Here is a 12,426-nt window from a genome sequence, read left to right on the forward strand (position 1 = left end):
TCTTTATTTTTTAATCCAACTAACGCCAACATCTTTCTTACTCACAATTTTTGAAACATCAAATACCATGATTTCTTTTTCTGAAAGTTTGATTTGATGAAGGACAAGGCGTTGGTTGATAGCGTCGATTACAGATTTATTGGCAAGTTGTTTTTCAAAGTAAAAACCATCTTTTAAAACCAAATCTTTTGTTTTAATTTGTAAAAAACCTTTTTCTGATGTCACTCCATTGGTATAAAAGTTATCAGTTAAAATATAAGTCGATTTTGGGTCTTCAATTATAATAGGTTCAATGTGTTTTCCGACGGTATTTACGACGGTATTACCAACCAACAAAACATTTTTAGGTGGAACCAATGGTTTGCCTTTATTTTTATTTCCTACACCAATTTTTATGGCCGCACCTACCGAGTTAACGATCGTATTATAAGCCACAATTGCATTATCGGCCGGATAATATTCGTTCAAAGCAGAGCCTTCTAAACCAGACATTACTGTTATTGGTGATTTCATTTCTTTATCGCCACCTTCAAGATTCTCTACGTAATTATTAAAAAAAGTATTGTTCGGATTGATGACTCTCAATCCTGCACTTTCTTTTCTGCCTGCCTTACCGATGATGTAATTACCGTAAACAAAACACTTTTGCCCATGGCGAATTACCATTCCACCGTCATTCCCATTGAAAGTATTGAAGCGATAAATATTATCCCAGCTTTTGTTACTAACTACTTCTGCTTCAATGCGTTCGTCTTCAAAATAGTTGTATTCAATGATATTAAATCCGTGCGAAAAAGAGGTTGTACTGGTACCCACTCTAATTTGTTCACCACCGTTTTCTGAAAAAGTACGATAACCAAAATAATTATGATGAATATGATGATATGCTGAAGGGGCTACATCAGAGCCTGGAACGTACCCTTTTTCTTGCTTGTATTCTACTACAAGCGTTGGACCTTTATTGGTTTTGCCTACAAAATAACAATGCTCAACTTCATTATATGTCCCTACTAAATTGACATAATAATTGCTTTTCCCTGTTGATTCAGCGTGAGTATAATTGATGATAGCACAATTTGAGATTTTAGCGTGATGAGCTTCTTGACTTCCGATGGCAAAACTAATAACGTGTTCCTTGTCTGCTAATGTGCATTTTCCTTCAAACAAAAAACCTTCAACTTGTAAATAATTGCCACTTAAAAGTATCTGAGAATTGCCTGAAAATGTAACTTTTCCCGCCGTCTGAGCTTTCAAGATAATTGGTTTTTCAGATGAGCCATTTCCTTTAAAATTAATTTTAATGTCCTCATAGTTGCCATCTTTCCAAACAATAACATCACCCGCTTTTGACTTTGACAAAGCCTGTTCGAATTCATTTAAGTTGTTTACTATGAATTCGTTAGCATTTGCTTGCAAACAAAGAAATAGTAAAGTAAGTATTGAGAGGGTTTTGTTCATTCAGTTTTAGTGCTGTATCACTATTTTTATGGTTTTTGTGAATTTTAACGTTTTGATATTCACTAAATAAACGCCATCAGATAAATCTGAAACATCCACGTGATTAAATTCTTGGTTCTCGAAGTTTGAAACTGTTTTTAAAAGGATGCCATTCATACTATAAATATCAAAACCTTTTACAGCCTCAACTGGTATCTCTAATTTTAATTGTAAAGTATTAGTGGCTGGGTTTGGAAAAACGATAGTCATACTGTTTTGCTCACTATTTTGTACAATGCCCAAAACAACTGGTTTATTTAAATACAACGGACCGACATCGGTCAATTTTAGTGGGCGGTTTGTGATATTACCCGTTGTAAATTCGTCGCATCCCACGTCTTTAAGCGTTAGAATTGCAGGTCTTGGTTGTCCACTTATATCCATTAGGATATTAGGGTCGTCATCAATATTATTTAGATGAATAATAGCTGGATAATTAGAACTTGAAGCATCAATCGCAGGGCTTCCAGACGAAATTCCTTGATAGCCATCGCTATTTTTTTCAAGTTTTGGGTCAATATTAGTCATCCCTGACGCTATTGAAATTCCCAAACTACCCAAATATATATTTCCTACCCAAGTAGTTCCTGCATTGGCATTAGTGAAAACATTTCCTGTGCTTTTTTTGAAAATATTATTTGCCCAAGTATTATTTGTAGCTCCTTTTCCTCCTAAATTTATGTTCCCACAATTCACAAAAGTATTATGTATAAAATTGATATTTTTTAAATTCGGGCTAACAAAATCATACGTTATCGCATCGGCAGAGTTACCAGTACCAGCATTTTCAAAATAGTTATTATAACAAAAAATGTTGTTTGCTTCTTTTACTCTTATACCACCAGCATCTATAAAGAAATTGCCATAAGCGGCATTATTATCCCCATTTCTGAAAACTAACATCGCATTTTGCTGATTGGTAAAAGTGCAAAAACGAATGGTATTTTCTTGGCTTTTTACTGACACACTCTCACTATCGCCCAATCCAGTATTATAAAAATAGCAATACTCAACAACCGTTCGAGATGCATTAAGTGCTTCTACTCCTAAGCCAATACGGATTGGCTCGTTTCCATTATCTCCACCAATTCCCTCAAAATTTTGAAAAGAGCAATACCTGATTTTATGATAGCCAGGAATTGTTGGTGAAGTAGAAATCTGAATGGTACAACCAAGCTCAGCTTTCAAGGGTTTCTTTTCTATATTACAATAGGATATTTCATTAAATTGTGTACCGCCCTTGATTTCAATGTATTTTTTGGCGTAATATCCGTTAAAATTTAAATGAGTCAGACTATTATTGCTACCCGACATTTCGATTAGGTAACTCAAACCAATATCGCCAGCAGTAAATTGAAAACCACTAAACGTAACATAATTACCGGTGATATTTATATCATTTGTGCCGTTCAGAAATACTCCTCCTAAACTTGCTGCTTTTATTGTTATATTACCTTTGCCGATATTTAAGACGTTGTTTAAGTAAGTTCCATCTGCGAGTACCAAAATATCACCAGCCACAGCATTGTTAATAGCAGTTTGAAGTGCTGGAATTGAGCTAACATTAATGGTTGTACCGTAAGAAGAAATGGATAATAAGTTTAGAAATGTTAGTCCAAAACTTATGTACAAAAAACATCTTTTTTTCATTTTCTTTCCCCTTCTTTGAATTCTCGATTGAAACAATATTACAAATCCTTTTTTTCTTGATTTTTGAAGAAAGCTAACATTTTAATATTCAAATCTTTTTCAATGATAGCATATTTTTTATCCTTCACAACGTTTACTTTCTCTAATGGATCTTTTTCGTAATCGTAGAGTTCGGAAGCATACACTTTTTGAGGTGAAAATGGCTCTTTGCTGGTAAAATCACTCATCCAAATCACGTACCTATATTTTTCAGTTCGCATGGCATAGCCCATCAATTTATTCGTGGCATAGCCCAAATTTTTCTGCTCTTCTTTTTTCAATTTTCGAGGATATTGACTTATCGAAAACTCTTTCACTTTCGCTTTATTATTTACCAAAATTGGCTTTAAACTTTTACCATCTAAAAAAGGAGGAATTGGCGTACCTGCCAAATCACATATCGTTGGAAAAATATCTAAATGCTCAGTCTGAGAATTTGTTTTGCCTGGTTTTATTCCTGGTGCGGCAATAATGAGAGGTGCTCTGGTGGCTTGCTCAAAATTGGTGTGTTTTTCCCATAAATCATGGTCGCCTAAATGCCAACCGTGGTCACCCCACAGCACAACAACGGTATTGTTTAAAGTACCCAAAGAGTCAAGAGTATTCAAAAGAATTCCCACTTGAGCATCCATATACGAAACTGCGGCATAATAGCCATGAATTAGCTCCTTTTGCTTTTCTTCTTTGAGATTTACATGAAGACCGCCCTCTTCATTGTAAGTAGCAAAGGCTGGAATATCTGTATAATTTCTTAGTTCTCCCGAGCGATGATAGGCGATTTCAACGCCATTTTTTGAATGTTCCTGAAAATTAGCCAAAGGCATATCTGCATCTTTGTACAAATCCCAGTATTTTTTAGGGGCAACAAATGGTAAATGTGGTTTATGAAAACCAACGGCCATAAAGTAAGGTTGCGTGTTTTTTGAAAATTTTATCAATTGTTGTTTTGCCAAAATTGCATCTACCCCATCATCATAAGCATTGTCTGGTACATCAATATTTTCAGATGAAGGGCCTTTTCTACTGGTCGGATTTTCATCATCTCCATCATCATTTTTTTGTATTTGAGCTTTTTTATCGAATATAGCCTTTGTTTCAGCCTTTTGGTATTGGCTGTTGGCGGGTTTGCCCAAACCATTGGCGTAGTCACTTGCAGACTCCGTAAGGTAAGGCACACTCCACGACACAGGATCTACTTTCTTTATAGCACTTGAAGGATGGAAAATTTTACCCACCCCCGAAGTAGCATAACCTTGTGTAATGAGATATTGAGGAAGTGTAAAAATGTCGGGGTTGATGTCCCGCATTTGGGTTTTTAAGTCCCAAATCTTGGTGTAATCGGGTCGTTTACCTGTCATCAAACTCGCACGTGTAGGACCACAAACCGCTTGCTGACAATAATTGCTCATAAAAACAGTTCCCATTTTTGCCAGACGGTCAATATTTGGAGTCTTTATTTGCGTATTTCCATAACAACCTGCGATTGGCTTAAAATCATCAACTGCAATAAAAAGCACATTGCTCTTGTTTTTTTGTTGGGCAAAAAGACTTGTGTTTAGTACAAGAATTAAGCCTAAATATATAATTGTATTTCTTATCATCACTTGATTTATAAAATTCACTTTTTAAAAAAATTATTGGATATTAAATCATTAACGTGCATGTGCTTTTCTTATATAAATACTTGTACGGATCAGAATATGAATAAGTTACATTTTATAGTGTCAAAATTTATTTATTGCGAATATCTAACCAAAAAATATATCTTTAATTCAAATAAAACAGCAACTATAGCTCTAATTTCTATTAATATCCAGGATTTTGTGGAATAGTTAAATTGGGGTTTGTATCAATTTCGTGTTGAGGAATTGGTAACAAAAGTCTCTCTGGTGATACATTGCCTTGTAATTGTGCAAGCGTTAATACTGGTGCAGGGTATAAGGCATAATGACTCGCATATTCTTTAGCAAAATTATTTTTGAGAACTTGGTCAGCTTTTACAGTTAAAAGGGTTGTATTAAAGCGAACTAAATCAAAGAATCGCTGATTTTCAAACACAAATTCAAATCGTCTTTCATTTGATAAAGCCAGTTCAAATTGAGCCGTTGTTAGCGGGGGTGCGTAGGCTGTCAATCCGGCTCGTGTTCTCACTTGGTTAATTAAATCAATACTTGCTGAAGAATTTCCTTGTGCTTCAGCTAACATTAATAATACGTCTGCATAGCGTAAGATGGGCCAGTCACTCTCCCCATCATTTGCCAAAACTACTTGTGTTAAGTATTTTTTTACATATTTTCTTGTAGCAGTTCCGGTTCCAAAGCTACTTATAGCCACGGCTTTGCGTAAATCCTTGGCATTAAAAGCTGAGTCTAACTCAAAGGTTGGCGCATTTAAACCAAGTCCAGAGCCATTGATTACGGAAGATCCACTGCTTAGTGGACCGAAATCATTGCCAAATCTCGAGCCTAAACCTAACCCACCTGCCTTGTAACGAACTGTAAACAGGATTTCAGAGTTCATTTCATTTGTAATTGAAAAGACATCTGCATAGTTTTTTAATAAAGAATATCCACTATTGGCTACCACATCTTGTAATAATATCGTAGCTTCGGATTTTCTATTTAATGTTAAATACACCTTTGATAACAAAGCCTTAGAAGCCCAACTTGTAGCTCTGCCTAAATCGGAAGTAACAATCTGACTTAACTTCAATGGACTTAAATAAGAGCTTGATGATTTCAAATCAACTTCTATCAATTTATAAATATCTGTAACTGACGAACGATTAATGGTTTTTGCTTCAGCAGCAGAAACAGGTGTATGGATAAGGAAAACACCACCAAAAAGGCGAACCAAATTAAAATAGTGATATCCCCTAATAAAAAGTGCTTCACCTGCAAGTTGTTGGCGGTCTGCATCTGAAATGGGAATATTAATCTTGTTTAAAGTAATGGTTCCCGCTGTAGGATTATAAACAACACCAAGTCGCTCCAAGATGATATTTGCATTTCGTATGTTATTATACGTTGCAAGCCAGTATGAATACATATCTCCATGTATGGTTCCTGGAATGTACATATCCAAGTCACTCAAATCTCTATTCGGTGAACTTTGGCTACCTGGACTCCCTTGCTTTGCATTATCACTTCTTAATTCGGTGAGTTCCCATTCATAAGTCATTGGACTTTGAAGTCCATTATAACATCCCGTTAGACCTGCCTTTAATTCGGTCAAGTTAGAATAGTATGTACCAGTGTTTAAGTTGGATTGTGGGTAAAGGTCTATAACCTTTTCACAAGCGAATAACCCTAAACAAATTATTATTATTGTATATTTTATGTATTTCATTTTTTTGTAATTCAAATAGTTAAAAATTCAAATCAACGCCAATTCTAAATGTCTTATTCATTGGATAAGCACCTCTTTGATAACCATCCACGAGAGGCGTGTTATAAGGGCCAATTGAAAATCTTGCTTCTGGATTAAGCCCTCTATAATTAGCTGCTGTATGAAAAAATAAATTTTGAGCAGTGAAATAAAAACGAACACCACTTAGCTTAGCGGCTTTTATCCATTTTGATGGAAGCATATAACCCATTCCTAATTCTCTAAGAGCATAATAGGAGGCATCTTCAACCACGTAATCTGTTAACATCCAGTTAAATCCTGTAGTATAATATGGAGTTTTACCATCACCGGGGTTCAGTGGGCTAAGCCATTTATTAGCGGTATTATAATTTAAACCACTTCTTTTAATTTCAGCATAGTTAGGGTCTCCATTTATTAATTGCCCTCCCTGTGAACCCTGAACCATAAAGTTGAGGTCAAAGCCTCTGTATTTTAAGGTATTTGTTATACCCCAAATAAAATCGGGGTAAGGATTTCCAATGACTGTCCTGTCATTTGCATCCAATTTGCCATCACCATTTATATCAACTACTTTCAATCCGCCAGGTGCAAAAATACTACTCAAAGAACTTGTAAGTTTTGCCGCTTCAATTTCTGCTTGCGATATCCAAACACCATTTGTTTTATAGCCATAGAATTGTACAAGTGGCGCACCAACTTTGTTCATGTATAATTCAGTTCGTTCTCCTTGATTTAAAAGTTGGGACTCAGCTCCAAGCTCAAGTACTTTGTTTTCATTATGTGAAATGTTAGCAGAAGTTGTCCACTTGAAGTCTTTAGTTTTCAAGTTATTACTCGTAATTTCAAACTCAACGCCACTATTTTGAAGACTACCTACATTATTCCAGGTTTGGGGTACACCAGTAAACCCTAAAGCTGCCTGTCTTAATAACAATCTATCGGTTCTTGATTGGTAAACGTCCAGTGCAATTGTAACCGCATTTTTGAATAGCGCAATATCTAATCCAGCGTTAAATTGATTGGTTTGTTCCCATGTAATGTTTGGGTTTGATAATATATCTAAGGATGGAACTTGACCTACTGTTGTGGTTCCGTTGCCAGTCCCCAAAGGGTAATTAGCGTTATAGAGTAAATCAACGAATGCAAAGTCAACGATTCTATTATTTCCCGTAACGCCATAGCTCCCTCTAAACTTTAATTGGCCTAACCAATTAATATTTTTAAGAAAACTTTCTTCACTTGCAACCCAACCGACTGAAAGTGATGGGAAATATCCCCACTTTTTCCCAAGTGCAAAATATGAGCTACCATCGGCTCGAAAACTTGCGGACATTAGGTATTTGCTCTTGTAGCCGTAGGTCAGTCGACCCAAATATGAAAGCAAACCTATGCTATTTCTGTTATTAAATGAATTAGCCTTATCTATTGATAATGCAGTATTTAGTGTAGTAATGTCATCACTCGGATAGTCTAAACCAGTTATTTTTTCATTTGTAACATTGGTGGTTTGAGCGGTAAAGCCAGCCAAAACACCAACAGAGTGGTCTTTTAATTGTTTTTTGTAATTGAACGTATTTTCAGATAACAAGTCAACATATAGTTGAGTGGTATAAACTCCTTTGTTTACATCTCCAGCTTTATTATTATCTCTTTTTGAGAAATCAAGTCCTTTTGTTAAACTCACATAGCCACTTGCAAGTGTTTTAAAATCAAGCCCAGGCAAGATATTTACGGTCATATCACCTGAAGCCATAACTCTATAATTATCTGAACTAATTGACCTTGTTTCCAATACAGATTTTGGCTGTTGATTATTTGTAGCAAAAGGGTCAACTGTTGATGCACTGGTCCAAGTGCTACCATCAGGCATCAGTCCAGAATATTGCCTTCCACTAAAATATCGAGCTTGAGCATAATCACCTGCTTTTACAGTTGGGTAAAGGGGATTACCTCTTACAAATTCAGCAGTTTGTTCATTTAAATATATTGGATGAAATGACCGCCACCGAGCAAAATCTTGAAAATCTGATGAAGGTGTTTCTCGCTTGGTTACTGAAGGATTTATATTAAATGAGATTTTTACCCGATTACTCAATTTGGCATCAATTTTTGCCAACATATTAATTTTCTCATATTCACTATGAAAGGTCATGCCTTGATCATTTTGATAACCACCAGAAATATAATATTGTAAATCTTTAGTTCCTCCCGAAACACCTAATTGAATATTTTTAACATTGGCATCTCGGAGAGCTGCTTTCTGCCAATCAGTTGCTCCTCCCGTCAAAGTATTTTCAATCACATAAGCTGCTCTATCTATATCACCAATTATGAGGTCTTTTGCAGCAATGGCAGGGTCTGTAGCCCTAATGGCTGCCTCATCAAAAAGACGCTTCACATACTGTGATGTAGTCATAATAGGGTACACTTTGTATGCAGATTTAATACCCGTGGAATACTTAAAACTATATTTTGGTTTTACAGAACTACCACTTTTTGTAGTAATAAGAATAACTCCACTCGCTCCACGAGAACCGTAGATGGCTGCTGATGCTGCATCTTTTAAAACTTCAACAGACTCCACATCCGACATATTTACGAATGACAAACCATCTGGAACAGGGTGACCATCTACTACCACCAATGGATTAGCTCCTGCATTAACAGAGCTTAAACCCCGTATTCTAATCGTTGGCGTTGAACCTGCATTAGGAGATGTATTTTGAATCTGAACACCTGCAATTTTGCCTTGAAGTGCTTGGTCAAGGTTGGAAACTGGCGCTTCGTCAAGTTTATCATTTTTATACTTTGAAACTGCTCCAGTGATATCGCCTTTCTTTTGTGTGCCATAGCCCACTACAACGACTTCGTCTAATGCTTTAAGGTCATTTTTTAAGGAAATATTGATCGTGGTTTTATTACCTACCTGCATTTCTTGCACGGTGTAGCCAACAAAACTAAAAAGTAAAGTTGATTTTGAATCTGGAACGGCAATTGTATATTCACCTTTGTTGTTTGTCGACGTTCCACGGGTGGTACCTTTTACCGAAACGTTTACTCCTGGGATTGGTTCGCTATTTTCAGCATCTGTTATTTTACCCTTAATGACAATATCAGCCAGTTCTGACTCGTTTTGGAGGGTAATAGACTTTTTTCCATTAACACTTTCTATCACTTGATTTCTGTTAAGTATTATGGTACTACCAGATAGTCTATAATTAATCTGTAACGGCGTTAAAAAAGCGTCTAAAACATCTTTTAAAGGCTTATTTTGCATGTTTATGGTCGCTCTTTGTTGAACTTCGATTGCGGTGGAACTATAGACAAATTTTAGATCCGTTTCAGCTTCAATTTGCGTAAGAATAGTCTTGACAGACTTATCTTGCAACCGAATCGAAATTCGTTTTTCGAGTAAATCCTGAGCATTTATACCCTTCGCTGAAACCATGCCAACGCAAAACATTACAAGAAATAACTGAGAGAGGGATACACTCATAAATTTCAAGAAAAAATTGTTGATTAGTAGTTTTCTTTTCATTTTTTAGACTGTTTTGGATAGTTTAAAATACGCAATAATAAAACATTGGGATAAAACCTCATTGAATATCGCCATTAGTTAATGGTCAGCCAGATTCAGATTGGTTTAAAATATCCACTAAAAGTTTGAGAGTAGCACACTAATTCTAATCACTGGTTTTGGTATTTAAGATATTTTATTACCTACAACCAGCTGCGTAAATTACTATTTGACCATCCACTATTTCATAACGAGCATGAATCGTTTCGCATAGAATCCCGATTTTATCATATAGTGATTGACTTTCGTTAAAAACAGCGGTTAAGTTACACTTTGCCAGTAAATCATTATCAAAAACAATTTTAACTCCGTATGCCTGTTCGAGTTCAATCAAAACTTTTGAAATGGGTATTTCATCATAATTAATTTTTTCGATACTCGGATTATTGTAGAGAAGTACTGGTCTTGGTACTAAAGTTTTAAGCAACTTTTCTATCTTTTTCTCAAAAACTATTTGTTGATTTGGAGTTATCAGCATTTGTTCAGGATGAGATTCATTTGATGTGCCTGTTCTTTTTTGTTGATAGACTGTTACCCTGCCTGTCCTAACGGCTACTAAAGTTTTTGATTCACTTTTATATGCTCGAATGTTGAAGCTGGTTCCTAATACTTTTGTAACAATACCTCCTGCATACACTAAAAATGGGTGTTTTGAATCCTTCTTGACCTCAAAAAATGCTTCGCCTGTTAGATAAACAGTTCTATTCTGTAGCCCAAAATCAGAAGCTATCATTAGGTTACTCCCTTTTTTTAAGGTAACTGTACTACCATCACTCAATTGTAGAACTAAGGGCTGATTTCCGTTATTTTGAGTTTCGGTAGGCTTAGAATGGAGATTTTTTGATAAATCTTTTTTCCAAAAGTTTATCCTATTCCCTACAAAGATGCTAATTGACATAACCAAAAAAAATATGGCTGCCATTTTCAACCAACTGATTTTTCTAATCATATACTTTGGGGACATCGTATTCATTAAAATATTTTGAATACCTTGATCTACCATTTGTTTAGGAATTTCAATATCTACTATTTGAGAAGCAACCACCAATGATTTGGCCTCTTCTACAAGAGTTCTTTTTTCTGGAAATTTATTCAACCAATTTTCCCAAAAATGATTTTCTTTGGATAATTTCCCCAAAACCCATTTTCTAAAAAAAACGTCTTGTATAAAATCCTCTACTTGATAATTTTCAAATTTATTCATAGCTTATTTTATCATTTCTAAAAATGAAAGACAGATAATCATCACCCAGTTTTTACGTAAAAATTTTAAGGCTTCGTACACTAAATTGATCGCTGAATGTTGGTTGATTGACATGATTTCTGAAATCTGATCGTATTCTAATTCTTGAAAAAATCTAAGATATAATACCTCTCTTTGTCGCTTGGTAAGGGTACTTAGATGGTGTTTCAATTTCAAAAGTGTCTCATGTTCTATTTCGTTATGAATTAAATATGACTCAATGTTAAACTGCACTTCAATCTCATAGTCATCCTCAAGGTCTGACACTTTTTTATTCCAGAAGCTTCGCTCTTTTTCTTGAAAGAGACGTCTCCTGTAAGAAGTGGCAAGGTATGCGTGTATGGATTGTGGTAAATTAAGATTCTCACGACGGTTCCATAAGTCAATAAATAAATCTTGGAGACAATCCTGTGCAAAATCACGATTACTTACTAATCGAGCTCCATAATTTAATAATTTTGGATAATAGTTGTTTAATAATTGTTCAAAAGCAAGTCTATCGCCTGATTTGAAGGCATCCCAAATATGAATTTCAAGATGGTTGTCCTTCTCGTACCTATTTGTTTTATTATCTTTGTGTTCTTCGATATTCAAATTTTTGTATTATTTAATGTTAAAATTAAACTTTACTTGCATTTAACTGTAAGAGACATGTAGGAATAAAAAATCCTGAAAAAAATATTTTTTTCAGGATTTTTTTGTGTGCAACTAAAAAACTTTACACCCATGCTCTGAGGTGGTTCAAAAAAACGGCACACTTTTTTGCATAGAAAATGCAGAAAATGGACGTAAAAAAACCAAGAAATCGCACGCACATTACGAGCCTGATTTCAAAGAAGAGATACTCAGGATGCTGAATTCTGGTAAAAATGTTGATGAAATCTCAAAGACTTTTGGGATTAGTGGTTGCAACTAAAGAAAAGTGCGAGTTTCACCACGACTTCCGTGGAATTTATCAACTCAGATAAAATCACGTTTGAGCGATCGTAAGAACTTTATTCTTCAAAATTGTATCTAAAAACGCTCGAATCCCTAAATTTTCCAACCCTTT

General features: G+C 35.2%; 7 protein-coding genes. All 7 read right to left on the reverse strand.

The features are described from left to right. Window positions 1-3: 3 nt before the first annotated feature. Window positions 4-1,458: a polysaccharide lyase 6 family protein gene (locus AC1W31_RS14060; RefSeq protein WP_481735100.1), complete on the reverse strand. Its 1,455-nt coding sequence runs from the start codon at window positions 1,456-1,458 to the stop codon at window positions 4-6. Window positions 1,459-1,464: 6 nt separating this feature from the next. Then, window positions 1,465-3,147, reverse strand: coding sequence for a chondroitinase-B domain-containing protein (locus tag AC1W31_RS14065; RefSeq protein WP_481735101.1), 1,683 nt, complete (start codon window positions 3,145-3,147; stop codon window positions 1,465-1,467). A 38-nt stretch (window positions 3,148-3,185) separates the two neighbouring features. Beyond that, window positions 3,186-4,787, reverse strand: a complete 1,602-nt coding sequence (locus AC1W31_RS14070) for a sulfatase (RefSeq protein ID WP_481735102.1) — start codon at window positions 4,785-4,787, stop codon at window positions 3,186-3,188. A 205-nt stretch (window positions 4,788-4,992) separates the two neighbouring features. Then, entirely contained in the window at window positions 4,993-6,534 is a 1,542-nt protein-coding gene (locus AC1W31_RS14075) for a RagB/SusD family nutrient uptake outer membrane protein (RefSeq protein ID WP_481735103.1), read from the reverse strand. A gap of 19 nt (window positions 6,535-6,553) precedes the next feature. Further along, on the reverse strand, window positions 6,554-10,093 hold the full coding sequence (locus AC1W31_RS14080) for a TonB-dependent receptor (protein ID WP_481735104.1): 3,540 nt from the start codon (window positions 10,091-10,093) through the stop codon (window positions 6,554-6,556). A 178-nt stretch (window positions 10,094-10,271) separates the two neighbouring features. Next, window positions 10,272-11,336 (reverse strand): FecR family protein, encoded by a 1,065-nt coding sequence (locus AC1W31_RS14085; protein ID WP_481735105.1) that lies wholly within the window; start codon window positions 11,334-11,336, stop codon window positions 10,272-10,274. Between the two features lie 3 nt (window positions 11,337-11,339). Further along, window positions 11,340-11,969: an RNA polymerase sigma factor gene (locus tag AC1W31_RS14090; protein WP_481735106.1), complete on the reverse strand. Its 630-nt coding sequence runs from the start codon at window positions 11,967-11,969 to the stop codon at window positions 11,340-11,342. Window positions 11,970-12,426: the final 457 nt, after the last annotated feature.

The organism is Arcicella sp., from assembly GCF_964672035.1.

What these genes read in the sequence shown, in the direction of transcription:
- AC1W31_RS14080 (WP_481735104.1), bottom strand. Translation starts at nt 10,093, where the DNA reads ATGAAAAGAAAACTACTAATCAACAATTTTTTCTTGAAATTTATGAGT.
- AC1W31_RS14065 (WP_481735101.1), bottom strand. Translation starts at nt 3,147, where the DNA reads ATGAAAAAAAGATGTTTTTTGTACATAAGTTTTGGACTAACATTTCTA.
- AC1W31_RS14085 (WP_481735105.1), bottom strand. Translation starts at nt 11,336, where the DNA reads ATGAATAAATTTGAAAATTATCAAGTAGAGGATTTTATACAAGACGTT.
- AC1W31_RS14075 (WP_481735103.1), bottom strand. Translation starts at nt 6,534, where the DNA reads ATGAAATACATAAAATATACAATAATAATAATTTGTTTAGGGTTATTC.
- AC1W31_RS14070 (WP_481735102.1), bottom strand. Translation starts at nt 4,787, where the DNA reads ATGATAAGAAATACAATTATATATTTAGGCTTAATTCTTGTACTAAAC.
- AC1W31_RS14060 (WP_481735100.1), bottom strand. Translation starts at nt 1,458, where the DNA reads ATGAACAAAACCCTCTCAATACTTACTTTACTATTTCTTTGTTTGCAA.